This is a genomic window from uncultured Algibacter sp., assembly GCF_947487605.1.
In the GTDB taxonomy this organism is placed as follows: domain Bacteria; phylum Bacteroidota; class Bacteroidia; order Flavobacteriales; family Flavobacteriaceae; genus Algibacter_D.
This window is the reverse complement of record NZ_CANKXK010000003.1, coordinates 87,583-111,926: the sequence shown is the minus strand read 5'-3', so window position 1 is coordinate 111,926 and position 24,344 is coordinate 87,583. Positions and strand designations below refer to the sequence as shown.

General features: G+C 33.8%; 20 protein-coding genes. 6 read left to right on the top strand and 14 right to left on the bottom strand.

Going from position 1 to position 24,344, the window contains the following annotated elements; all coding sequences use genetic code 11:
- Window positions 1-7: 7 nt before the first annotated feature.
- The 6 genes from lspA to Q0739_RS04455 form a co-directional block, all read right to left on the bottom strand.
- On the bottom strand, window positions 8-502 hold the full coding sequence (gene lspA, locus Q0739_RS04480; protein WP_298237509.1) for a signal peptidase II: 495 nt from the start codon (window positions 500-502) through the stop codon (window positions 8-10).
- Entirely contained in the window at window positions 503-1,396 is an 894-nt protein-coding gene (gene fabD, locus Q0739_RS04475) for an ACP S-malonyltransferase (protein ID WP_298237508.1), read from the bottom strand.
- Between the two features lie 42 nt (window positions 1,397-1,438).
- The gene (locus tag Q0739_RS04470; protein WP_298237507.1) at window positions 1,439-2,995 is read right to left on the bottom strand and encodes an FAD-dependent protein; all 1,557 of its coding nucleotides are present in this window, start codon (window positions 2,993-2,995) and stop codon (window positions 1,439-1,441) included.
- 186 nt (window positions 2,996-3,181) lie between these two features.
- The gene (locus tag Q0739_RS04465; protein WP_298237506.1) at window positions 3,182-3,805 is read right to left on the bottom strand and encodes a hypothetical protein; all 624 of its coding nucleotides are present in this window, start codon (window positions 3,803-3,805) and stop codon (window positions 3,182-3,184) included.
- Window positions 3,806-4,318: 513 nt separating this feature from the next.
- The gene (locus Q0739_RS04460) at window positions 4,319-4,828 is read right to left on the bottom strand and encodes a hypothetical protein (protein WP_298237505.1); all 510 of its coding nucleotides are present in this window, start codon (window positions 4,826-4,828) and stop codon (window positions 4,319-4,321) included.
- Window positions 4,829-4,930: 102 nt separating this feature from the next.
- Window positions 4,931-5,863 carry a dihydrofolate reductase gene (locus Q0739_RS04455; RefSeq protein WP_298237504.1) on the bottom strand — a complete coding sequence of 311 codons (933 nt, stop codon included), beginning with the start codon at window positions 5,861-5,863 and terminating at the stop codon, window positions 4,931-4,933.
- 281 nt (window positions 5,864-6,144) lie between these two features.
- On the opposite strand from Q0739_RS04455, the gene Q0739_RS04450 reads away from it, so the two are divergent.
- Window positions 6,145-6,441: an isoamylase early set domain-containing protein gene (locus Q0739_RS04450; protein ID WP_298237503.1), complete on the top strand. Its 297-nt coding sequence runs from the start codon at window positions 6,145-6,147 to the stop codon at window positions 6,439-6,441.
- A 161-nt stretch (window positions 6,442-6,602) separates the two neighbouring features.
- On the opposite strand, the gene Q0739_RS04445 is transcribed toward Q0739_RS04450, so the two are convergent.
- The 5 genes from Q0739_RS04445 to Q0739_RS04425 form a co-directional block, all read right to left on the bottom strand.
- The gene (locus tag Q0739_RS04445) at window positions 6,603-7,427 is read right to left on the bottom strand and encodes a thymidylate synthase (RefSeq protein WP_298237502.1); all 825 of its coding nucleotides are present in this window, start codon (window positions 7,425-7,427) and stop codon (window positions 6,603-6,605) included.
- A gap of 161 nt (window positions 7,428-7,588) precedes the next feature.
- The gene (locus tag Q0739_RS04440; RefSeq protein ID WP_298237501.1) at window positions 7,589-9,124 is read right to left on the bottom strand and encodes a nucleoside transporter C-terminal domain-containing protein; all 1,536 of its coding nucleotides are present in this window, start codon (window positions 9,122-9,124) and stop codon (window positions 7,589-7,591) included.
- A 15-nt stretch (window positions 9,125-9,139) separates the two neighbouring features.
- Window positions 9,140-9,754 (bottom strand): bifunctional nuclease family protein, encoded by a 615-nt coding sequence (locus Q0739_RS04435; protein ID WP_298237500.1) that lies wholly within the window; start codon window positions 9,752-9,754, stop codon window positions 9,140-9,142.
- Between the two features lie 209 nt (window positions 9,755-9,963).
- Window positions 9,964-10,923: an electron transfer flavoprotein subunit alpha/FixB family protein gene (locus Q0739_RS04430; RefSeq protein WP_298237499.1), complete on the bottom strand. Its 960-nt coding sequence runs from the start codon at window positions 10,921-10,923 to the stop codon at window positions 9,964-9,966.
- 85 nt (window positions 10,924-11,008) lie between these two features.
- Window positions 11,009-11,755: an electron transfer flavoprotein subunit beta/FixA family protein gene (locus Q0739_RS04425; protein WP_298237498.1), complete on the bottom strand. Its 747-nt coding sequence runs from the start codon at window positions 11,753-11,755 to the stop codon at window positions 11,009-11,011.
- A gap of 155 nt (window positions 11,756-11,910) precedes the next feature.
- Between Q0739_RS04425 and Q0739_RS04420 the strand changes: the two genes are divergently transcribed.
- Together Q0739_RS04420 and Q0739_RS04415 are read left to right on the top strand one after the other, a co-directional pair.
- Complete coding sequence (locus Q0739_RS04420; RefSeq protein ID WP_298237497.1) at window positions 11,911-12,888, top strand: pyruvate dehydrogenase complex E1 component subunit beta; 978 nt, start codon at window positions 11,911-11,913, stop codon at window positions 12,886-12,888.
- Between the two features lie 64 nt (window positions 12,889-12,952).
- Complete coding sequence (locus Q0739_RS04415; RefSeq protein ID WP_298237496.1) at window positions 12,953-15,457, top strand: DUF5686 and carboxypeptidase-like regulatory domain-containing protein; 2,505 nt, start codon at window positions 12,953-12,955, stop codon at window positions 15,455-15,457.
- 37 nt (window positions 15,458-15,494) lie between these two features.
- Here Q0739_RS04415 and Q0739_RS04410 read toward each other — a convergent pair whose 3' ends face one another.
- Together Q0739_RS04410 and Q0739_RS04405 are read right to left on the bottom strand one after the other, a co-directional pair.
- Window positions 15,495-16,112 (bottom strand): SGNH/GDSL hydrolase family protein, encoded by a 618-nt coding sequence (locus Q0739_RS04410; protein ID WP_298237495.1) that lies wholly within the window; start codon window positions 16,110-16,112, stop codon window positions 15,495-15,497.
- An 8-nt stretch (window positions 16,113-16,120) separates the two neighbouring features.
- The gene (locus Q0739_RS04405) at window positions 16,121-18,346 is read right to left on the bottom strand and encodes a M1 family metallopeptidase (RefSeq protein WP_298237494.1); all 2,226 of its coding nucleotides are present in this window, start codon (window positions 18,344-18,346) and stop codon (window positions 16,121-16,123) included.
- Between the two features lie 196 nt (window positions 18,347-18,542).
- Between Q0739_RS04405 and Q0739_RS04400 the strand changes: the two genes are divergently transcribed.
- The 3 genes from Q0739_RS04400 to Q0739_RS04390 all read left to right on the top strand — a co-directional run bounded on the left by Q0739_RS04400 (window position 18,543) and on the right by Q0739_RS04390 (window position 22,706).
- On the top strand, window positions 18,543-19,070 hold the full coding sequence (locus Q0739_RS04400; protein ID WP_298237493.1) for an inorganic diphosphatase: 528 nt from the start codon (window positions 18,543-18,545) through the stop codon (window positions 19,068-19,070).
- A gap of 129 nt (window positions 19,071-19,199) precedes the next feature.
- On the top strand, window positions 19,200-21,629 hold the full coding sequence (locus Q0739_RS04395) for a sodium-translocating pyrophosphatase (protein WP_298237492.1): 2,430 nt from the start codon (window positions 19,200-19,202) through the stop codon (window positions 21,627-21,629).
- Between the two features lie 81 nt (window positions 21,630-21,710).
- Complete coding sequence (locus tag Q0739_RS04390) at window positions 21,711-22,706, top strand: phosphatase domain-containing protein (RefSeq protein WP_298237491.1); 996 nt, start codon at window positions 21,711-21,713, stop codon at window positions 22,704-22,706.
- Between the two features lie 4 nt (window positions 22,707-22,710).
- Here the strand turns inward: Q0739_RS04390 and Q0739_RS04385 are convergent, their stop codons facing one another.
- The gene (locus Q0739_RS04385; protein ID WP_298237490.1) at window positions 22,711-24,324 is read right to left on the bottom strand and encodes a glutamate synthase-related protein; all 1,614 of its coding nucleotides are present in this window, start codon (window positions 24,322-24,324) and stop codon (window positions 22,711-22,713) included.
- Window positions 24,325-24,344: the final 20 nt, after the last annotated feature.

Genomic DNA, 24,344 nt, shown 5'->3' with positions numbered 1-24,344 from the left:
GATTTTTTTATTCAACAATTTTCTTCTTCCTAAAACTAAAAACCACCAAAATAATCATTCCAGTGGTAACTGCTAAATCGGCAATATTGAAAATACCTGTTCGCAATAAATCGGTTAATTTGATATAAAGAAAGTCTGTTACAGAACCGAATACCACTCTATCAAAAACATTGGCAATACCACCGCCAATAATCATAGAAAAAGCAAATAAAGACCATTTGTCTATTTTTTTGTCTTTTAAAATATAGCGCAGAACAAAACCAAGAACAATTATAGGTAGAATGAGTAATAAAATGATTCTGAGTGAATCATTTAGTTCGCTACCCATGCCAAGGAAAGCACCTTCGTTTTCTACGTTGTGCAATGATAGGAACTTGCCAAGTATTTCTGTTTGACTACCAGCAACAACCTTAGCTCGTACTATTACTTTTGAAATTTGGTCGGCAGTAATAGTTAAAATAATAACTAATAAAATGTAGAGAGTACGTTTTGATAACTTCATTTAGCTGTTAGATTCTAGTGTTGCAGAAACAGTTTCAGATGCTCTATTAATCTTTTTAACCAGACCCTGTAAAACTTTACCTGGACCTACTTCTGTAAATAGTGTAGCACCATCTGCAATCATTTGTTGCACCGACTGTGTCCAACGAACTGGAGCCGTTAATTGAGAAATTAAATTTGCTTTAATGGCAGCTTCATCAATAACCGCATTAGCAGCTACATTCTGATAAATGGGACAGTTAGGTGTGCTAAATATTGTATTTTCAATAGCTGCAGCTAATTCCTCACGTGCTGGTTCCATTAAAGGTGAATGAAATGCACCTCCAACTGGCAGTACTAATGCACGACGTGCGCCTTCTTCTTTTAAAGCTTCACAAGCTCTGTTTATTGCGTCAATCTCGCCAGAAATTACAAGTTGCCCCGGACAGTTATAATTAGCAGCAACTACAACACCTTCTGTCATGGCACATATTTTTTCAACAACACCATCACCTAAACCCAAAACGGCAGCCATAGTGCTTGGTTGCAATTCGCAAGCTTTTTGCATAGCTAATGCGCGCTGAGACACTAATTTTAAGCCATCTTCAAAAGTTAAAGCACCATTTGCTACTAAAGCCGAAAATTCACCTAGCGAGTGTCCTGCAACCATGTCTGGTTTAAAACTATCTCCTAGCGTTTTTGCTAAAATTACTGAGTGTAAAAATATTGCTGGCTGTGTTACTTTGGTTTCTTTCAAGTCTTCAGCGGAGCCCTCAAACATCGTATCTGTAATGTTGAAACCTAAAATTTCATTCGCTTGCTCAAATAAATCTTGAGCTAAAGGTGAGTTTTCATATAAGTCTAAGCCCATTCCTGAGAATTGAGCACCTTGACCAGGAAAAATATATGCGTTCATAAAGTTAGTTTTAGTGTGGCAAAAATAGGAATAAAATTGCAACTATAGGCTATTGGTAGCTGCTTCTGCACATCGTTCGCCATCCATAGCCGCAGAAACGATGCCTCCTGCATAACCACCACCTTCCCCGCAGGGAAAGAGGTTAGAGATTTGTGGATGTTGTAATTGATTATTTCTTGGTATGGAAACTGGTGATGAGGTTCTAGATTCCACACCAACAATATTTGCTTCTTCGGTATAATAGCCTGTCATTTTTCTTCTAAAAGCTTCAAAGCCTTTCCGCAATCTACCACCAATAAATTTAGGTAATAGAGAATGCAAAGGAGCCGATTTTAATCCTGGTTGGTAAGATGTATCATTCAAATTGTTAGATAGTCTACCCTCAACAAAATCTGTTAATCGCTGTGCGGGTGCTACTTGACTTCTACCGCCCGAAGTGAAAGCTAAACGTTCTAGGTTTTTTTGATATTCCAAGCCCTTCAATGGGCCAAATTTTTCATATTTGGGTATGTCGGTGTCGACATTAATTTCAACTACAATCCCAGAATTAGCATATAAATTATTTCGTTTAGAAGGCGACATGCCGTTTACAACCACTTCGCCATTGGCTGTAGCCGCTGGAACTATAAAACCACCTGGGCACATACAAAATGAATAAACCCCTCTGTCTTTAACTTGTTCAACCAAACCATAAGAAGCTGCTGGAAGCAATTCATTACGTGTGCCAGAACAATGGTATTGAATAGAATCAATAATATGTTGTGGATGCTCAACGCGTACACCCATAGCAAAGGATTTTGCTTCTAATGCAATTTGCTTTTTTTCAAGTAGATAAAAAATGTCTCTAGCTGAATGCCCTGTTGCTAAAATAACTTTTTCTGTAGTTAATTCTTCACCGTTTTGGAGTTCTATAGCTTTAATTTTTCTATCTTTTATTATGAAATCGGTTACGCGTGTTTCAAAATGAATTTCGCCACCATATTTAAGTATGGTTTCACGAATATTCTTAACTACCTTGGGAAGCTTGTTTGTTCCAATATGAGGATGTGCATCAATCAATATTTGATCTGTGGCACCATGATAAACTAGATTTTCAAAAATACGCCTAACATCACCTCGTTTTAAACTTCTGGTATATAGTTTGCCATCGCTATAAGTGCCTGCCCCACCTTCACCAAAACAGTAGTTGGAATCTTCATTTACAAAATGATCTTGATTAATGGCTTTTAAATCGCGCCTACGGTCTTGTACATTTTTACCGCGCTCTAAAACTATAGGCTTAAAACCTAGTTCTATACAACGTAAAGCGGCATACATGCCTGCAGGTCCAAAACCAATAATATGAATGGGTTTTGCTTTGGAAACATCTGTATAGTCGAATTTGTATTCTGAGTTTTTTGGTAAAGCTTCTTTAATAAAGACCGCAACTTTATAGTTGAATATTATTTTGGGTTTTCGCGCATCAATAGATTTTCGTAGTACTTTTATACCCGTAATATCTTTTTTGTCAATATCTAATTTAATTGCAGATTTTAATATTAAAATATTACTAATTCCTTCTTCTTTAAGGGTAATACGAAGTTGTATTTCTTTTACCATTTGGTAAAATTAGGGAAATTTGAAATAGGATAGGTGTGGAATATTCAGAGTGACGTTTAAAGGTTTTGTTTATCTTGAAAATTTACGAGTTTGTGAGTGAGGATTTTCTGAAAGAAAATCATATATAAAAAACTAAGTAACCCTCATAGATTAAGCTAAAAATCAAAATTTTATATTGTGCAAGTATTAGTCATTTTGCTTATAGCCTATTGGTTCGGTTTCTCCTTCTTCTTCAGGATAAAAATTTCGTTCGACTTGCTCTAAGTGTATTCGATATTCTTCTTTGGATATTATTTCATTATCCAATAACCACTTTAATTGGTTTCTATGTTCATTGTACGTTTTGTCTTCATCGTAAACGCCATATTTTTCAATTAGTCTAGATTTTTTAATTATTTGAAGTTCTTCAATAAATGCTCGGAGTTTTTTATTACTAGGGTTGTTATTCAAAAATTGGATATGAGTACTCCTGTTTTTTTGACTTAAATAAAGATAATTTTTTCCAAAAAAGAAAAAGACACTAAGAAATAAAAAACCTATAAAATAATAAAACGCTATTGCTCCTTTGCCATAGTTTCCACCGTTAAGTTGACCAATGAACAATAAGGTTGACATCCCAATAAACATGATTGAGATGAAAAGAGGAATTAATAGTCTGCGCTTTTCTATAGTAATAATATTACCTATAGACTCAAATTCAAAAAAATCTTCTGAATGACTACTTATTGTTTTGGAGATTACTCTTAATCCATCTTTTTCTATTTCGAATAATTTTTTATTTAATTTAATGTCATATTGTTTGAACTTCATTTTTATTATATACTTTTCTGTTTTCTTTTAATAACATAAACTCGATTAGCGTAAAATTTTTCTCCTAATCTACAATCCTTTTCATTATTAATTTATTTTATGGTAATTTCATTTTTATTCAATGAAATCTCAAAATAGCAAATGGATTACATACATTCATTATAAATGCCTTTATTTTTCCTTAAAATAAATAATCCCTTTTTCTCCATTAGATACATTTAAATGGAAAAGAACTTGATTTGTATTAAGTCAACAATTTGCAAATTATTATTCTCATCTAATTAATAAATCCCAATAAATTGACTATCTATCTTAACTATTTTAAGGTCTATATGAATAATTACGTTCTGTCAATGTACTAGCTGTCTATAATATAATCACTAATTTTTCGCGCCTAATTTAAATAGTCAAATATATAATCCTATTTTTTAAAAAATATTAATTTTGATTAGGCTTCAGTTATTAACTTTTACTTATTGCTTCAAGTCATTGTTGTTAACTTTTTTTTTATCACTAATGAAATTCAATACTTATTTGACTGATTAAATCGTTTTTAAACCCAAGTAAGATTGGGTTTTTTACTGTTTTAGGATTGTTCATACACATTTCTGGCATTATACATTTTATTTCAAAACCTTTCATTTCGTCTACAACAGTGGATTTCGACTCTTGATTTATAGACGTTGTTCCAATTTTAAGAGTTCCTTTAAATATTGTTTCAGGGAAATTCTTGTCTCCGTCCCAATTAAAGTTCACGCCGATTGTTAGTAAATTACCGTTAACAGTATGTAAAATTAGACCTAATTCTTCATAATGATAGTTCGTCTTACCCGTAGGATATTCTTTATATATAACAGGTTCTCCAAGTATTTTAACGATTTCACTATACATAGTTGTATTGTTGATTGGTATTCCATTTAACAAAACTGAATTATCAGAATTATACTCAATAGTTACTTCTATTTGTCCAAAACAGATAGAAGTTGAAATACATAAAATTAGAATTGTGATAATCTTTTTCATTCATTTGTTTTTTAAACCGTTGCTAAATACTTGATAGGAAGTCGTTTCGTATTGTATGTTAAACGAAGTTAGATAATTTTTCTGACAAAAGCAATAGATAGGTTATTTCCTTTCATAAGTCAAAAACGAAAATTCATGCTCATGGTTTTCATCTTTTTTATGAAAGACATTAGAGGTTTCTTTCCAAACAGATGCATCTATTTTAGGAAAGAATGTATCTGCTTCAAAATCTTCATGGACTCTTGTGAGCTCTATTTTATCTACAAGATCCATTGCTTGTTTATAGATTTGTCCGCCGCCTATTATAAATGGTTGTGAATCTGTTTTTACAGCATTAATAGCATCTTCCAGACTATGAACAATAATAACGCCTTCTGGAACTTTATAGTTTTTTTGTCTTGTAATAACGACGTGTGTTCTATTTGGTAAAGGTTTTGGAAAACTTTCAAATGTTTTACGCCCCATTATTATATGATGCCCATTTGTTAGCGATTTAAAACGTTTTAAATCGTCACTTAAATGCCATATAAGTTTGTTTCCTAATCCAATGGCATTGTTCTCTGCAGCAGCAACAATAATGGTTAGTTCTGATTTAGAATTATTCGATTCGGAATTTTGATCTTTCGAGTTGGATTCATTATAAACCTCGCTTTGAGCGATTAACTTTTCTTCTTTTAAAAAGCCTGCTTTTAGTTTGTCTATTCGTTCATGTTGTTTAGCAACTAATTTTTCTAGTTGCTGTTTCTCCCATGCTTTACCCATAAATTTATGGGTAATAAATACATTGAAAGCGTGGTATAAAAAAAAGAATAACCACAAAAAGATTGCATATACAAACCAGTTTATATCGAAAAATTTTAAGTCTTTTCCAATGCCAAGAACAGTATTTGCTATTATTAAAAAGATGGCGCCAATTAAAAACACCACAAAATGAACGTACAAACGTTTTTTTTGTTTAATACGTTTTTGAGCATATTCAATGAGCTCTAATTGGTCTTTATCTATAGTAGGGGTGGGTTTCTTTTTTCCAAACATGGGTTCGTTTTAATGCCTGTAAAGTTAAAGTTTTTTAGCTAATTTATAATAAAATATTGGGTCAAATAGCGAAATCGATTTAGTTTAAAAATCCTCGAAAATCAGTAAAAAATGATACTTTTAGGATATTAATTATTCAATTTTAATCTTAATTTTTTATCTACTTTAAATTAATGTGAACAGATATTAACAAATTGATAATTCTTTAGTGTAATTGGGCTAAAGTGCTAACTATTAACTTATTCTTTAATAAATTTGTACCATAAACAACACATTTTATTATGGCTATTAAAAAACAGTATTTAAAGAGTAAACCTATATGTAAAGTAACTTTTTCTATTGAAGCAGAAGATGCTAAAAAAGTTGCAGTTGTAGGAAGTTTTAACGAATGGAACGCTAAAAAAGCACCACTTAAAAAATTAAAGAATGGTACCTTTAAAGGGACTATCGATTTAGACAAAGACAACTCATATGAGTTTAAGTACATCGTTGATGGTGCTTATGTAAACGATTCTGAAGCAGATTCTTATGCATGGAATGATTTTGCAGGAGCAGATAATGGTGTAGTTACAGTTTAACAATAAATGAAATTTTAAAAAAAAGAGGCTGTCTAAAAAGTCATTATAATTTCATTTGTCAGGTTGAGCCTGTCGAAACCGATATTGATTATCAGAAAGTTAATAGTATTTCGACAAGCTCAATATGACATCGAACTTACTTTTTCAGACAGCCTCTTTTTTTATACAGCTACAACACCCTTAATATGTGGGTGAGGATTGTAATCTACCAAAGTAAAATCATCGAAATCGAAATCGAAAATATCCTTTATTTCAGGATTTAATATCATTTTTGGTAACGGACGAATATCTCTCGATAATTGTAGTTCTAATTGCTCATAATGATTGCTATAAATATGAGCATCTCCAAAGGTGTGTATAAATTCTCCTGCTTCATAACCACATACTTGAGCCATCATCATAGTGAATAAAGCATAAGAAGCAATATTGAAAGGAACGCCTAAAAAGATATCGGCACTTCTCTGATAAAGCTGACAAGATAGTTTGCCATCCGCAACATAAAATTGGAAAAATGCATGACATGGCGGTAAAGCTGCTTTGCCATTAGCTACATTTTCTCCAAAAGATATTGAAGTATCTGGAAGTACTGAAGGGTTCCAAGCAGAAACCAACATTCTACGACTATTAGGATTGTTTTTCAGAGTCTGTATTACCTCTTTAATCTGATCGATCTCATCGTTATTCCAATTACGCCATTGGTGTCCATAAACAGGTCCTAAATCGCCATTCTCATCAGCCCATTCATTCCATATGCGAACGCCGTTTTCGGTTAGGTATTTAGTATTTGTATCACCTTTTAAAAACCAAAGCAATTCATAGACTATAGATTTTAAATGCAGTTTTTTTGTAGTAACCATCGGGAAGCCTTCGCTTAAATCGAATCGCATTTGATGCCCAAAAACACTTTTAGTTCCTGTTCCTGTTCTGTCTCCTTTTTCGTTCCCGTTTTCTAAAACGTGTTTTACTAAATCGTGATATTGTTTCATCCCTTTTTCTGTCTTCTCAAAGGAAGATTTTTTATGTTAGATTTTTTTTCGGATTAAAAATAAAAATATGTTATGAATCTTTATGACTTCAAGATACCATAATATAAAAAGTTATTAACTTATGGTTTCTTTTTTGTTAAATGTTCTAAGTTTTAAGTGAATTACCCAATAATCATACCTGCAATAGTAGCAGAAATTAAAGAAGCTATTGTACCACCCAGAAGGGCTTTCATACCAAATTTAGATAAGGTTTTACGCTGCCCAGGAGCTAATGAACCTATCCCGCCAATTTGAATCCCTATAGAAGCAAAATTAGCAAACCCGCAAAGCATATAGGTTGCCATAATAATGGATTTTTCGTAGTTAAGATGGATATTGCTTGTTACGTTTTTTAAATCTGCTAATTGTATGTAACCCACAAATTCACTAGCAGCTAATTTTATTCCTAGTAGTTGCCCCATTAAAGCCATATCTTCTTTAGCCACCCCAATGAGCCACATAAGAGGCGCAAAGGTATAACCCAATAGAAGTTCTAAAGAAAGACTATCGTAAGTAGTGTTCTTAGCTATCCATCCATTTAAAGAAGACACATCTCCTACCCAACCCAAAATACCGTTGAACATAGCTATAAAAGCTACAAAAACTAGAAGCATAGCACCTACATTAACGGCTAATTTTAAACCTTCGGTTGTGCCATTGGCTATCGCATCTAAAAAATTTGTACCTATTTTTTCTTGAGACACTTTAACATCTGTATTTACATCTTCGGTTTGTGGATATAGAATTTTAGAAATTACAATAGCGCCAGGAGCAGCCATTACTGATGCCGCCAATAAGTGTTTTGCATAAAACAGTCGCAAAGCTGGATCGTCGCCACCAAGGAAACCTATGTAAGCTGCAAGAACAGCGCCAGCAACAGTTGCCATACCACCAATCATGACGAGTAACATTTCGGACTTATTCATTTTTTCTAAATAAGCTTTTATTAAAAGTGGCGCTTCTGTTTGTCCTAAAAAAATATTCCCAGCAACACTTAAGCTTTCGGCACCAGATATTTTTAGAGCTTTTGATAATAACCAAGCCATCCCTTTTACTACTTTTTGAATAATTCCTAAGTAAAATAAAACAGATGTTAGTGCTGAAAAGAATATAATAGTTGGCAATACTTGGAATGCGAAAATAAATCCGAAGGTATCCATGTCCACGACCAAGCCTTCAAAAAGGAATTTACTTCCTGCTCGAGTAAAATCGAGAACGCTTACAAAAAGCCCACCTACAAATTCGAAAATATTCTTAATGAATTCAACTTTTAGTACACCTACCGCTATTAGCAATTGAAACGCTAAGCCTATACCAACAACTTTCCAGTTAATGGCTTTTTTATTACTACTAAAAAGAAAGGCTATAAAAACCAATGTTATCATGCCTAGACTACCACGCCACAAACTGTTTAAAGAAAATCCTTGACTTGGAATAATTATAGAAGTATTTTCTGCTTTAGATGCTTGTTCAATATTCTCTGCAGGAGTGGTTTTATTTAAGGCTAGTGTGTTTGTAGAATTATTTTCTATTGAAACTTGAGTTGTTTCACTTGTTTGAAGCGAATCAATAACTATAGCTTCTGTTGTGTTTTGTGCTACAATTATTGAAGTAGATAATAAAAAAACTACGACAAAAGACAAAAGAAATTGTTTCATAGGGTGATGCAAAAATTATCGTTTTGAGATTTCGTCTCTTATTTTAGCCGCTTTTTCGTAATCTTCATTAGTGACAGCTTCATCTAAAAGGTTGTGAAGCTCTTCTAAGGTTTTTCCTTTGTAGCTTTCTTGAGGTGCATCAAGTTCTAGTTCGTCTGCAAGTAAATCGTCTACTAAAACACTGTCTTCATTTTCTTCGTCATCCTTATTAGGGTTGACTTTTAAGTAGATTCCCGCTTTGTCAAGAATGTTTTTATATGTAAAAATTGGAGCATCAAAGCGAAGTGCTAAAGCAATGGCATCACTGGTACGGGCATCTATAATTTCTTCAATTTTATCGCGTTCGCAAATTAAACTGGAGTAAAAAACACCATCAACTAGTTTGTGTATGATTACTTGCTTGACAACAATATCAAATCGATCGGCAAAATTTTTAAATAAATCGTGAGTTAAAGGTCTTGGTGGGCGTATTTCTTTTTCTAAGGCTATTGCTATAGATTGCGCTTCAAAAGCTCCAATAACAATAGGGAGCTTCCTGTCTCCATCAACTTCATTTAAAATAAGGGCGTAAGCACCATTTTGGGTTTGGCTATAAGATATTCCCTTTATATTTAATCTTACTAAACTCATAATTTACTCGATAATCGAGATTTAAATATTCTGAGGATTATCTCAAAAAACATGTTTCTTAAAAATATTATGTGCACCTTTATCAAGGTAGTTTATTAAGCACAAAGAACTGTTTAAATTAGAACTTTACCAAACTGCCAAAGACAGATTTAAGAATAAAATGCTAATTTACGCAGTTCTGTACGCGTATACAATTTATAAAAAATATTTTATTGTTGTGCTTTAAAAGTCTTCAATTTTTCTATTAAAGTAGGAACAACTTCAAAGGCATCACCAACAACGCCATAGTCTGCAGCTTTAAAGAAAGGTGCTTCGGCATCAGTATTAATAACTACTTTTACTTTGGATGCGTTAATTCCAGCCAAATGCTGAATTGCACCAGAAATTCCAATAGCAATGTACAAGTTAGAAGCTACAGGTTTTCCCGTTTGCCCAACATGTTCGCTATGAGGTCTCCAACCTAAATCTGAAACTGGCTTTGAACAAGCTGTTGCAGCACCTAAAACATCAGCAAGTTCTTCAACCATGCCCCAGTTTTCTGGACCTTTTAAACCACGACCTGCAGAAACTACAATATCGGCATCTGCAATACTTACTTTGTTTGTAGCTTTATCAACCGATTGAATGGTTACTCCAGCATTTGAAATAGTAGGCGTAAATACTTCTGCGGAAGCATTACCGTTAGATTCTACCAATCCAAAGGAATTATTTGAAACACCAATAATTTTAATATCCGTGTTTATTTGAGATACTTCAAAAGCTTTATTGGTAAAGGCACTACGTTTAACGGTTAAAGGTGCAATACTTGATGGCACCTCAACAACGTTGGAAGCATAACCGGCATTTAAGCCAACAGCTAAAAGCGGTGCAAGATATTTACTGTCTGCACTAGAGCTAACAATAATAACTTTGGCATTTTCTTTATCTGCTGCTTGTTTAATAGCATCAGCGTAACCTTTAGCATTAAAACTTTTTAAGCTCTCATTGCTAACGTTTAATACCTTATCTACGCCATAGCTACCCAATTCGCTTGAGTTGCTAGCATTGATAGTAATAGCTGTGACGGTAGATCCCATTTGGTCTGCAACAGCTTTGGCATAAGAGGCTACTTCAAAAGCTGTTTTTTTAAAAGTTCCTTGTTCTGATTCTGTATATACTAAAACGGACATATATATTTATTAATATTAAAATTTCAAGAACCAAATTCCAATAGTTTTAGTTTGGTATTTGGGTTTTGATGATTGGAATTTATTTTTAAATCACCTTAGCTTCGTTATGAAGTAAGCTTACTAATTCATCTAAATTATCTGGAGATACCAGTTTAACAGCTCCTTTTGGTGCCGGCTTTTCAAATGATACCGAAGTTGTTTCAGCAACAGTATCTATTGGCTCTAAAATGGTTAAAGGCTTCTTACGCGCCATCATAATACCACGCATATTAGGAATTCGTAAATCACTTTCTTCAACTAAACCTTTTTGGCCTCCAATTACGAGTGGGAGTGAAGTAGAAACGGTTTCTTTTCCGCCATCTATTTCTCTTGTTGCAGTAGCATTGTTTCCTTCAACTTCAAGATTAATACAGTTATTTACAAAATTGGCATCAATTATACCTGCCATCATACCTGGAACCATACCACCATTATAGTCTATGGACTCTCGACCAGCAATAATCAAATCGTAAGAACCATCCTTTACTACATTTGCTAATTGTTTTGCAACCGAAAAACCATCAGTCGCAACAGTATTTATACGAATTGCAGCATCTGCACCAATCGCTAAAGCTTTACGAAGTGTAGGTTCTGTTTCTACAGTTCCAACATTTACAACCGTAACTTCGGCACCTTGTTTTTCTTTGAACCACATAGCTCGTGTAAGCCCAAATTCGTCATTCGGATTAATGACAAACTGTACGCCATTAGTGTCAAATTTTGTGTTGTCTTCTGTGAAATTAATCTTCGAAGTCGTGTCTGGCACATGGCTAATACACACTAAAATTTTCATTATAATTGATTTAAATTATTGTAAGTTTTTCAAAGCACGAAGTTAAATATTTTATTTCGAATATTTACTATGCATGCATAGTAAATTTGCAGAATTCTTTTTAAGAATATAAAGCATTTATTGTTATTTTTGCAACTCGATTTAAAATACATTAAATGAAGACAATTCAATTTAGAGAGGCTATTTGTGAAGCGATGAGCGAAGAAATGCGCAAAGACGAAAGCGTATATTTAATGGGTGAAGAAGTTGCGGAGTATAACGGAGCTTACAAAGCTTCGAAAGGTATGTTAGATGAGTTTGGTGCTAAACGTGTAATCGACACACCAATTGCAGAGCTAGGTTTTGCAGGTATCGCAATTGGATCTACAATGACTGGCAACAGACCAATAGTTGAATATATGACTTTTAACTTCTCGTTAGTTGGAATAGATCAAATAATTAATAATGCTGCTAAGATAAGACAGATGTCTGGTGGCCAATTTAAGTGTCCAATTGTATTTCGTGGGCCTACGGCTTCTGCAGGACAATTAGGAGCTACGCATTCTCAGGCTTTTGAAAACTGGTTTGCTAATACACCAGGATTAAAGGTGGTTGTGCCATCTAATCCTTATGATGCTAAAGGACTTTTAAAAGCCGCTATTCGTGATGACGATCCAGTTATTTTTATGGAAAGTGAGCAAATGTATGGTGATAAAGGAGAAGTGCCAGAAGGCGAATATATCGTGCCATTAGGAGTTGCAGATATTAAGCGTGAAGGAACAGATGTTACTATTGTATCCTTTGGAAAAATAATTAAGGAAGCTTATAAAGCAGCAGATGAACTTGAGAAAGAAGGTATTTCTTGTGAGATCATAGATTTAAGAACAGTTCGTCCAATGGATAGAAAAGCTATTGTAGAGTCTGTGAAGAAAACAAACCGATTGGTTGTTTTAGAGGAAGCATGGCCTTTCGGAAATGTTGCAACAGAAATTACTTATTTAGTACAGTCTGAAGCATTCGATTATTTAGATGCACCAATTGTTAAAATTAATACAGCAGATACGCCTGCGCCTTATTCGCCTGTTTTACTAGCTGAGTGGCTTCCAAACCATGAAGATGTAATAAAAGCAGTAAAAAAGGTTTTGTACAAATAAATTAATATAATTTGCGTTATATAAACTTCATTAGCATGATTGTTGATGAAGTTTTTTTTATAATATGAACTTACGATTACTTATTACCCTATTTTTTATCGGAATGTTTTCCGGAATAACTCAAACAAAAGTTAGTGGTCATGTTTTTGATGCATTTAATGAACCCATTTCATTTGCTAATGTCATATTTAAAGGATCGACTGAAGGCACTATAACGAATGAGGATGGTCGATTTTATTTAGAATCCGATGAAACTTGGGATGCCTTAACAGTTTCTTTTATAGGTTACGAGACTTTAGACATTCCTTTGGATAAAAAAGTAACTTATAATTTAAAATTCACCCTTAATGAGGAAGCTTCGCAATTAAGTCAAGTAGTTATTGTTTCTGGGAAGCAATCTAAAAAGAATAATCCAGCAATAGATTTACTACGAAAAATTTGGGATAATAAGAGGAGTAATGGTTTGAAGCAATTCAATCAATACGAATACGATAAATATGAAAAAGTCGAATTCGACCTTAATACTATAGATAGCGGCCTAATTAAAAGTAAGCTTTTTAGAGGTATGGAGTTTGTTTTCGATGAGGTTGATACATCGCGAGTAACTGGAAAAACATACCTACCTATGTTTATTAACGAAGCGGTTTCAAAAGTTTATGGGGATAATATTATAAATAAAGAAAAAAACGAACTTAAAGGAAATAAGAATTCAGGCTTTAGCGATAACCAAGTAATCATAGATTTTGTTGACGATTTATATTCCGATTTTAATGTCTACGATAATTACCTGAAGTTTTTTGATAAGAGTTTTGTTAGTCCGTTATCTAAAACAGGAATAAGTACTTACAACTATGTGTTAAGTGATAGCGCTTTTATAGATAATAAATGGTGTTATAATGTTATTTATTATCCAAGACGAAAAAACGAGCTAACTTTTAAAGGCGATTTTTGGGTTGCAGACTCTACTTATGCCATTAAAGAAATTAACCTTCAAGCATCTAAGAGTGCAAATATCAATTGGGTTAAGGAGATTTATATTGAACAAGAATTTGAAGTATTAAATGATTCCTTATTTCTTGTAAAAAGAGATTATATGATGTCCGATTTCGCCTTTAGTAAAAAGGAAAAATCACGTGGTGTTTATGGAAAACGAACAACACTCTACGATAATTATAAATTCAATATTGAAAAGGACAAGAAATTCTACGAAACCGAAGTTTATAATTACGATAAGGATGTATATGACAGAGACGAAACTTTTTGGACAGAAAACAGACTTGAAGCTTTAAATAAAGATGAAAAAGGTGTTTACAAAATGTTAGACACTTTAAAAACGGTTAAAAAGTTTAAACGTCTTTATAATTTAGGCAGTATTTTGGCATCAGGTTATATTGAATTTAACTCCTTGCCTTTAGATTATGGGCCAATATTTTCAACATTTGGTTTTAACGAAGTAGAAGGTTTGCGTTTACGCGCTGGTGGTCGTACTTATTTTGGAAGAAACGATTTGTGGCGTTTAGAAGGTTTCTTAGCTTACGGGTTTAGAGACGATAAATTCAAATATGGTATTTCTGGAAAGTGGTTGCTTGATAAAAAGCGGCGTATTATTATTTCTGGAGGCAATAGGCGCGATGTGGAACAAATAGGCGCTAGCTTAACAACAAGTACCGATGTTTTAGGTCGAAGTTTAGCATCCTCATCAGTTGTGGGTACTGGTGCTAACGATAAGCTTACATCTATAAATTTAACAAGTTTTGCGGTTGAAGCAGAGCCTTGGAGAAATTTTATTTTTAGAATGGGTGCAAACTATAGAACCTTAGAATCTGCATCTCCAACATTTAGCTTAGATTATAATACCGCAACAGGAGTAGAATCGGAAATTAAACAATTTGAAACATCGTTATCACTCTCATATTTCCCAAAAAGAAAAATGACAGGATTTGGTGTTGAACGTAAAATTGCTAATGATGATTTTGCACGTTTATTTGCACAAGTAAGTCGCGGAGATAAAAGCATGTTTGATAGCGATTTCGACTATACCAAAGTACAATTTTCATATATACAACCTTGGCAAGTAGGGGGTTTTGGTAGATTAACAACAACGGTAGAAGCTGGTAAAACATTTGGGGAAGTGCCATTGGGTTTATTAAGTGTTATTCCTGGTAACCAGACTTACTTTTCAATTTATAATACCTTTTCTCAGTTAGACTTTTACGAATTTGTATCCGACACATATACTTCGGTTCACTTAGAGCATAATTTTAATGGACGTTTCTTTTCAAGAATTCCATTTTTACGAAAATTTAATCTAAGAGAAATTGTTAGTATTCGTGGTGTTTGGGGTGAGCTTTCAGAAGAAAATAGATTGCTTAGTACTACAAGCAATCCAAACACGATTCCATTAGTTGCGCCATCATCTAAACCGTATTACGAATATAGTTTAGGCATTGGTAATATTTTTAAGGTTTTTAGAATAGACTTTAATTTTAGAGGAAACTATAAAAATGATATCCTATATCCAGAGGCTAGAAAATTTGGCGTAACTGGTAGTTTTGGGTTTTATTTTTAAGAGTTTTGTTTAAAAGTTATTAAAAAGTCAAGATTCTTTATTTTCCAAATAGAGATTCAATAATAACTTTAGCAGCAATTTCACTTCCTTTTTTGGAAGGGTGAAATCCATCAGAACCATAATAATCATAATAATTAGTGGTGTTAAAATATTTTCTCCATATGTCACCTACAGGGCATAAGATGGCATTATTGGCTTTTGCTGCTAATTGATGATTTTTTATAACTCCTTCAAAAGTGTGGTAGTATTGTAATGAAGGCCACACCATAAAATAGGCTAATTTAACTTGATTCTTTTTACAAAGTAAACTATATTTTTCTCCATACTCCAGAAGCATTTGCTTGCCTTCTGCTTGCGAGGAAGGACCTTGCTGAACAATTAAAAAATCAAATGTTTTACTCTTAATTAGTTTCTGCGCTTTCCCTTCATGCCAATGATCTGGAAGTGTGTAATTAGGTTCAGCTATCATTTTTGTGTTAATAGTTATGCCAAGTTTCTTAGCTTGTTTTTTTACAAGTAGCGGTAGATTGTTAGTATAGGTTAAGCTATTACCTATGAATAAAATATTAAACTCTGTTTTTTTTGACTGACTTTGTAATTGACATAGAAGACAGATACTTACAAGAAAAGTTGATACATATTTAACAGAGTCCATAAAACCAATCAATTACTCCCTTGCTTATTTTTAAACTCATCAAATTCAGAAGGTGTTTCTGCTTTTGGAAAGCTATTGTTTTTCATATTAGTGTCGGCAAACTCAAAATTAGGGTCAAGGTTTACTTTTTTAACTTCTTTGCTTTTTACAAAAACTTGTTTAACCTCATATTCGTTGCGACGCCATATTTCTGCTGGAAGCTTATCAATTTCTGAAGTACCGTCGGTAAAAATCCATTCAATAGTTACAGGCATTACTAAGCCGCCTTTATTTTTAATAGTTACTTCGTAAAGGTTTTTGCCAGATAATTGTTTTTTAACTTCTACCTCATCGATTCTTGATAAAAATCCGCCATAAGCATTTTCTGGAGTTGTATTCATAGTAATGGTTTCTGGCCCGTTAGAGAAATTTTTTGGATTTTCGCCGTTACTATCACCTTCAATATTAACTTGTTGACTCCTTTTTTGGTCTTCAATATTTAGATTTTCTTCAAAGACTTTAAACCATTTTACATTGCTTAATTCCATGTCCACATTATCGGTTGTAAAAAACCAACCTCTGTAAAACCAATCTAAATCTGTAGCAGTAGCATCTTCTATGGTTCTAAATAAATCTGATGGGTTCGGGTGTTTATATTTCCAACGGTTGGCATACTCTTTAAAAGCGGCATCAAATAATTCCTTTCCTATTACAGAATTTCTAAGCATTTGAAGTCCCACGGTAGGTTTCATATAAAAATTAGCTCCAAATTGAGATAGTAACTCATTATCTGATGTTGTCATTATTGGGCGTAATATATTTTTATCGCCACTCATAAAAGGTGTAATACTCTTTGGTGTAACATGATTGAAATCTGGGTAGCGCTCTCGCACGGTTCTTTGATGTAAAAAGGTATTTAAACCTTCGTCCATCCACATCCATTTACGTTCGTCTGAACTAACAATCATCGGGAACCAATTGTGGCCAACTTCATGGATTATAGTGCCTATCATACCTTGCTTTGCATTATCACTTATTTTACCATTTTTCGGACGCCCGCCGTTAAAGCTAATCATAGGAAATTCCATTCCTATATTAGAGGTGTTAACAGAAATAGCAACAGGGTAAGGGTAGTCGAAAGTCGCTTCAGAATAAACTTCCAAAGCATGCATTATAGCTTTTGTAGATTCTTCTTGCCATACTGAAAGCCCTTCTTTTGGATAATACGACATAGCCATTACAGTATTTGTTGGCAATTTTACTGCTTGGGCATCCCACATAAATTTTCTTGATGAAGCAAATGCAAAATCTCGAACATTGGTTGCAGAATATTTCCATGTTTTTTGTTTAGATGATTTCGTTTTTTCGTTCGCTTCAGCTTCTTCTTTTGTGATAATCATGACTGGTTTATCAAACGATTTTCTAGCGTTTTCCATTCGATCGCGTTGGGTTTTACTAAGCACCTTTTCAGTATTAAGTAATTTACCAGTTGAGGCTACAACATGGTCTTCTGGTACTGTTATTTCGACCTCATAATCGCCAAATTCTAAGGCAAATTCTCCAAGCTTTTGAAATTGCTGATTCTGCCAACCTTCGGTATCATTATAAACAGCCATTCTTGGAAACCAATGCGCGATTAAGTAAACGGTATTGTTGTCTTCTGGAAAATATTCATAGCCTTCTCTTGAAAGTAAAAACATACTACGATCTGTAATTGGATAAGACCAAGCAATGGAGAAACTCATGGATGCGCCAGATTTTAAGGGTTCTTCCAGTAATACTTTCATCATGGTGTTGTTTACTAAAGATCTAATTGGCTCCCCATTTGTGTCTTTAATATATTTTATGGTGTAACCTGCAGGAAAATCAATGGCTCGAGTTAAAAATTGCATCTGGCGTGCATTCATGCCATCTTTTAAATTGTTGTTTATGCTACCAAAATCTTCATTCCCTTTTTTGTTGACATTCTGTTCTAACTGAAGCCATAAATAGCTAAGATTATCTGGAGAATTATTGTAATAAGTAATTATTTCTTCACCAGAAATGGTGTTGTTTTTTTCATCCAATGTGACTTTAATCTTGTAATCGGCACGTTGCTGCCAATAAGCTTTTCCTGGTGCTCCACTAGCTGTTCGATAGCTGTTTGGCGGAGCCATAAGATTATCTATGGGTTCAAATTTTCCTTGCCATGGTTGATTTTGAGCTCCTAATTGAAGTATAAAGAAAGCACAAAAGAAAGTAATATATTGTTTCATGAATATTTGAGTTTATTAGATTTAAAAACAAAGATTTCAAGGTAATAAAAATTTATGTTAAATTTTGTGAATATGATATTTCATGGATAGTTCTTTAACAATAAATGAATGATATGTAAAAAAAATATAAGGTATTGTTTATTTGTTGTAAAAGGTTAAAGTGTTCAGTACCTTTGCAGTCCAAAATTTAAAGAATATGACTAAGAAAAAAGAGTTAACATTCGACGTGTTAATTGAGATACCAAAAGGAAGTAGAAATAAATACGAATACGATTTTACGCTACATAAAATTCGCTTTGATCGTATGTTGTTTTCATCAATGATGTATCCAGGAGATTATGGATTTATTCCAGAAACATTAGCATTAGATCAAGACCCATTAGATGTTTTAGTTTTAGGTACAGAGCCAACATATCCTATGGTAGTTATGGAGGTAAGACCAATAGGAGTTTTTCATATGACTGATGAAAAAGGACCAGACGAGAAAATTATTTGTATACCTGTTTCAGACCCTGTTTGGAATAAGAAGTTTGATATTGCAGATTTAAATCCACATAGATTAAAAGAAATAGAACACTTTTTTCAAGTGTACAAAGATTTAGAGAAGAAAAAAGTTGATACAGGTGGATGGGGAAATGCTAATGAAGCTGTTAAAATTTACCATGAATGTGTTAAGCGTTATGAAGATAGCGAACACAAGAAAAAACGAACATTTACAATTTAAATGAAGAATTAATAATTTATTGTCAAAATACTGAGCCATCTTTAATTAAAGGTGGTTTTTTTTATCACTTATATTTTCCTATTTTTAGCTCCGTTAAAAAAATTAATAATTTAAAACTAACTAACTAATATGGAATTAATAGTAAATTATTTACCCTTTTTTGGTGTTTTAGCACTGCTCTTTGTATTAATTAAAAGCGGTTGGGTTTCAAAACAAGAAGTGGGAGATGCTAAAATGGCTAGAATTGCAAAGAATATAGCAGACGGTGCCATGGCATTCTTAAAAGCTGAATACAAGGTTTTAGCAATTTTTGTTGTCGCAGTAGCAATTCTCTTATATTTTAAAGGTAATGCTGAAGAGGGGTCTAACGGTATGGTAGCTGTATCATTTATTGTAGGTGCTATCTGTTCAGCCTTAGCCGGATTTATTGGTATGAAAGTAGCAACCAAAGCTAATGTTAGAACAACTCAAGCGGCGCGAGCATCTTTAGGACGCGCATTAGAAGTAGCGTTTGCTGGTGGTGCTGTAATGGGCTTAGGTGTTGTAGGTCTTGGCGTTTTAGGTCTTAGTGGTTTATTTATGATATATAGCGGACAAGGTTGGGAAATAGGAGAAATTCTTAATGTTCTTTCTGGGTTTTCACTTGGTGCATCTTCAATAGCCTTATTTGCACGTGTTGGCGGTGGTATTTATACCAAAGCTGCCGATGTTGGTGCTGATTTAGTTGGTAAAGTAGAAGCTGGTATTCCAGAAGACCATCCATTAAATCCTGCAACAATTGCCGATAATGTTGGTGATAATGTTGGAGATGTAGCTGGTATGGGAGCCGATTTGTTTGAATCTTATGTAGGTTCTATTATTGGTACTATGGTTTTAGGAGCTATATATGCAACATTACCAGAATTTCAAGGTGCCTTTGATGGTTTAGGAGCGGTATATTTACCTTTAGTACTTGCAGCCGTAGGTATTATCATGTCTATTTTAGGAACTTTTTTCGTAAGAGTAAAAGATGGAGGAAATCCACAAACTGCATTAAATATTGGAGAATTTGGTTCTGCAGGTTTAATGTTGGTAGCGTCTTATTTTATAATTAATCAAATGTTACCTGAATCTTGGGTTGATGCAGGAACAACATATACTTCTATGGGTGTGTTTTGGGCTACTATTGCTGGTTTAGTAGCTGGTTTAGCTGTAGGTAAAATAACCGAGTATTATACTGCCACAGGAAAACCACCTGTTATGTCTATAGTTAAACAGTCTGAGACTGGTGCTGCTACAAATATTATTGCTGGTATAGGTGTTGGTATGATGAGTACAGCTATTCCAATTTTATTAATAGCAGCAGCAATTATGGTGTCTCATCATTTTGCAGGTTTATATGGTATTGCGATTGCAGCCGTAGGAATGTTAGCCAATACAGGTATTCAATTAGCTGTGGACGCTTATGGACCAATTTGTGATAATGCTGGGGGTATTGCTGAAATGGCAGAATTACCAAGTGAAGTACGAGAGCGTACCGATAAGTTAGATGCAGTTGGAAATACAACAGCTGCTATTGGTAAAGGATTCGCAATAGCTTCTGCCGCATTAACAGCTTTAGCATTATTTGCTGCGTTTATGAAAACAGCAAATGTAACTTCAATTGACGTGTCTAGACCAGATATTATGGCAGGACTATTAATTGGAGGAATGTTACCATTTGTATTCTCAGCATTGTCTATGAATGCAGTTGGTCGTGCTGCAATGGCAATGATTGAAGAAGTGCGTCGTCAATTTCGAGATATTCCAGAGCTAAAAGCAGCATTAGGGATTATGAGAAAATATGATTCAGACATGAGTAAAGCTTCTAAAGAAGATAGAGAAGTTTTTGATGCTGCCGATGGTGTTGCAGATTATGGAAAATGTATAGATATTTCAACAAAAGCATCTATTAAAGAGATGGTATTACCAGGTTTATTAGCAATTGTAGTTCCAGTAGTAGTAGGTTTTGGAGGTCAATGGTTTGGAGTTGGTGGTGCCGAAATGTTAGGAGGATTACTTGCAGGTGTAACTACTTGTGGTGTACTTATGGCAATTTTTCAATCGAATGCAGGAGGTGCTTGGGATAATGCAAAGAAAACTATTGAAGAAGATGGTAGAAAAGGAACAGATACGCATAAAGCCGCTGTTGTAGGAGATACTGTAGGAGATCCATTTAAAGATACTTCAGGGCCTTCATTAAATATATTACTTAAATTAATGTCTGTAGTGGCATTAGTAATAGCACCTAGTATAGCAATATCATCAGATGCAGTTACTGCTTATGTCTCTGAAAATGATACTACAGAACAGGTTGAGATTTCTAAAGAAGTAAAAGTAGAAATGAATAAAAATGAAGATGGAACCTTTAAAGCAATAGTTACTACTATTACGACTGAAAATGGAAAAGCATCAACTAGCTATAAAACCTTTCAAGGTACAGAGGAAGAAGTAAAGGCTAATTTAGAAGCTTTAAAGAGCGAAGAAAAAGATGGAAACTTAAAAGTAGAAAAGGTGATTGAAGAAGTGGTTATAAACTAACTAAGAGAAAATTTTTAAAATAAAAAACCACGTTTTTAAACGTGGTTTTTTTGTATTTTTAAGTCAAATTTTATAACCTTAATGTTTAAAAAAGATGCCCTTCAAATAATTGTTTTTCAAACATATGGAACTCCAAATCATTTATATTTAAGAGGAAGAGCTATTGAAGATGAAAGTATTAATTTGGAGCAAAAAGGGTTGTTTGGATTATTTATCAATTCTTGGAAACGTTTTGAGACTGACGAAATCAAACATACAGCTATTAAAGTAACCTTACCTAATGGAATAATATTAAAAACGACTACTGATGGGCATGGTTACTTTAAAATAGACGAAACAGTTAATGGCTTAAACCTTTTAGCTAATTCCAAAAGTTGGCTCAGTTTTAAGGTTTCTTTTGATGATGTTAATATTAAACGTAATATTCAAAATTCCAACCAGTTTCCAGGAGAACTATTAATACCACCAGATCAAGCAAGTTTTGGTGTGATTAGCGATATTGATGATACCATTATTCATACAGGTGTCGTTTCAATGCTAAAATGGAAAGTATTACTCAATAGTATTTTTAAAAGTGCAGCAAGCCGAATTCCATTAGAAGGCGCAGCAGAATTTTATCATAAATTACACCGAGGCGGAACGGGAAAAAATACTAACCCCATATTTTATGTGAGCCATAGCCCCTGGAATTTATATCGTTATCTAGAATTCTTTTTAAAACAGAATAGCTTTCCAAAAGGGCCAATATTACTGCGAAGTTTTAAAGATATATTCAGAAAAAAATCGGGTAATCGTCCACAAAAGTATATAGAAATTGTCAATATTTTAAAAACCTATCCTAAACTTAAATTTATTTTAATTGGTGATAGTGGCGAACATGACCCAGATATTTATATGGAAGTTGCCGAAACGTTTCCAGATAGAATTTTGGCTATTTATCTTAGAAGCGTAAATCATAAAAAGAAAATGCTTCGTGTATCTAGTCTTTATAGAGAATACAAACGCATTCCTGTTTTGTTGGTAGAGAACGGCGAACATGCATTAAAACATGCAAGAAAGCATAATTTTATTGTTTGAATTACTATTTAACTCCAGCGTAATTAATACCTGTTAATTTATGTATATCAAAATCAAACGTTGATAAATCAGTAGGGTTAAATTTAGAAATATCATTATAACCACAGGCTCTTGCCACTACTTTAATTAAGTTGTTGGTTGCAGAGAAATAATTGTAAAGTTGTTTAGCAGATTGATTTATAATTAATCTGCTTCTTAATGATTCTTTTTGAGTAGCAATACCAACGGGGCAATTATTAGTTCCACAAGCCCGCATACCTAAACATCCAATAGCTTGTAATGCGGAGTTAGATACTGCAATTGCATCTGCACCAAGCATCATGGCTTTCGCAAAATCTTCGGCAACTCGCAAGCCTCCTGTAATTACTAAGGTAATGTTAGTTGCACCTACTTTATCCATATAAGCTCTTGCTCTAGCTAAAGCAGGAATTGTAGGCACATTAATATGATCTCTTAAAATAGTAGGTGCAGAACCTGTTCCGCCACCACGACCATCTAAAATAATGTAATCCACTCCAACATCAAGAGCAAATTGAATATCCTTTTCTATGTGGCTAGCTGCAATTTTAAATCCAATAGGAATTCCTCCTGTTCGTTCTCTTACTTCATCAGCAAAAACCTTAAAATCTTCAACTGAATGAAAATTTGGATTTGCTGCTGGCGAGATAGCTGTTTCTCCTTCTTTTAACCCTCTTACTTCAGCAATCTCTTTACTTACTTTATTTCCTGGTAAATGCCCACCAGTTCCTGTTTTCGCACCTTGACCTCCTTTAAAATGAAAGGCTTGTAAATTATCTAATTTATCCCAAGAAAACCCAAATTGGGCCGATGCTAATTCATAAAAATATCTAGAATTACTTGCTTGCTCTTCTGGTAACATCCCGCCTTCACCAGAACAAATCCCCGTACCAGCCATTTCGGCTCCTTTGCTTAAAGCAATTTTAGCTTCGCGAGATAACGCTCCAAAGCTCATGTCACTCACAAAAAGTGGCATATCTAGCTCTAGTGGTTTTTTAGCGTTTGGACCAATTACCACTTTGGTTGCAACAGGCTCATCATCTAATAAAGGTCGCGTTGCTAATTGTGCAGGTAAAAATTGTATGTCGTTCCATTTTGGCAGGGTGTTTCTATCAACACCCATAGAAGCTGAAAACCCATGATGCCCAATGTTTTTTAATCCGTTTTTCGCGAGTTCTTTTATGTATCCTGTGTAAGGTTCTGTGTCTTCGGGGTGTGTATCTGCGTAGGTACCCAAATAATCTTCACGATTAAAAGGTTGAGGATGCTTGTGTTCGAAATTTTTAATTTCGTTTTCGTCTATTAATAAAGAATCTCCTTCTATATACTCTTTAAATTTGTGAAGTTGCTCATCGTTATTATATTCACTAATTCCAGTATCGTACCTATAATCCCAACCATGAACGCCACAAATTAAATTATGACCATCTATATGGCCATCGGATAAAAGAGCACCACGGTGATGACACCTTCCGTATAAAACAGAAACTCCATCTTCATGTTTAATAATTACTAAGTCGGTGTTTTTTACTAAAGCGTAAGCGGGTTGTTTTTCTTTTAATTCTGAAAGTTTTGCAATCTCAATTTTATTCGTAGACATGAAGTTGGTTTTAGTTAGTT

Bases quoted from the DNA above. Each gene is read 5' to 3' on its own strand.
- Q0739_RS04435 (WP_298237500.1), bottom strand. From the start codon at position 9,754: ATGAGTTTAGTAAGATTAAATATAAAGGGAATATCTTATAGCCAAACC.
- Q0739_RS04425 (WP_298237498.1), bottom strand. From the start codon at position 11,755: ATGAAAATTTTAGTGTGTATTAGCCATGTGCCAGACACGACTTCGAAG.
- Q0739_RS04445 (WP_298237502.1), bottom strand. From the start codon at position 7,427: ATGAAACAATATCACGATTTAGTAAAACACGTTTTAGAAAACGGGAAC.
- Q0739_RS04450 (WP_298237503.1), top strand. From the start codon at position 6,145: ATGGCTATTAAAAAACAGTATTTAAAGAGTAAACCTATATGTAAAGTA.
- Q0739_RS04460 (WP_298237505.1), bottom strand. From the start codon at position 4,828: ATGAAAAAGATTATCACAATTCTAATTTTATGTATTTCAACTTCTATC.
- lspA (WP_298237509.1), bottom strand. From the start codon at position 502: ATGAAGTTATCAAAACGTACTCTCTACATTTTATTAGTTATTATTTTA.
- Q0739_RS04385 (WP_298237490.1), bottom strand. From the start codon at position 24,324: ATGTCTACGAATAAAATTGAGATTGCAAAACTTTCAGAATTAAAAGAA.
- Q0739_RS04455 (WP_298237504.1), bottom strand. From the start codon at position 5,863: ATGTTTGGAAAAAAGAAACCCACCCCTACTATAGATAAAGACCAATTA.
- Q0739_RS04470 (WP_298237507.1), bottom strand. From the start codon at position 2,995: ATGGTAAAAGAAATACAACTTCGTATTACCCTTAAAGAAGAAGGAATT.
- Q0739_RS04395 (WP_298237492.1), top strand. From the start codon at position 19,200: ATGGAATTAATAGTAAATTATTTACCCTTTTTTGGTGTTTTAGCACTG.
- Q0739_RS04405 (WP_298237494.1), bottom strand. From the start codon at position 18,346: ATGAAACAATATATTACTTTCTTTTGTGCTTTCTTTATACTTCAATTA.
- Q0739_RS04410 (WP_298237495.1), bottom strand. From the start codon at position 16,112: ATGGACTCTGTTAAATATGTATCAACTTTTCTTGTAAGTATCTGTCTT.
- Q0739_RS04390 (WP_298237491.1), top strand. From the start codon at position 21,711: ATGTTTAAAAAAGATGCCCTTCAAATAATTGTTTTTCAAACATATGGA.
- Q0739_RS04440 (WP_298237501.1), bottom strand. From the start codon at position 9,124: ATGAAACAATTTCTTTTGTCTTTTGTCGTAGTTTTTTTATTATCTACT.
- Q0739_RS04430 (WP_298237499.1), bottom strand. From the start codon at position 10,923: ATGTCCGTTTTAGTATATACAGAATCAGAACAAGGAACTTTTAAAAAA.
- Q0739_RS04400 (WP_298237493.1), top strand. From the start codon at position 18,543: ATGACTAAGAAAAAAGAGTTAACATTCGACGTGTTAATTGAGATACCA.
- Q0739_RS04420 (WP_298237497.1), top strand. From the start codon at position 11,911: ATGAAGACAATTCAATTTAGAGAGGCTATTTGTGAAGCGATGAGCGAA.
- fabD (WP_298237508.1), bottom strand. From the start codon at position 1,396: ATGAACGCATATATTTTTCCTGGTCAAGGTGCTCAATTCTCAGGAATG.
- Q0739_RS04415 (WP_298237496.1), top strand. From the start codon at position 12,953: ATGAACTTACGATTACTTATTACCCTATTTTTTATCGGAATGTTTTCC.
- Q0739_RS04465 (WP_298237506.1), bottom strand. From the start codon at position 3,805: ATGAAGTTCAAACAATATGACATTAAATTAAATAAAAAATTATTCGAA.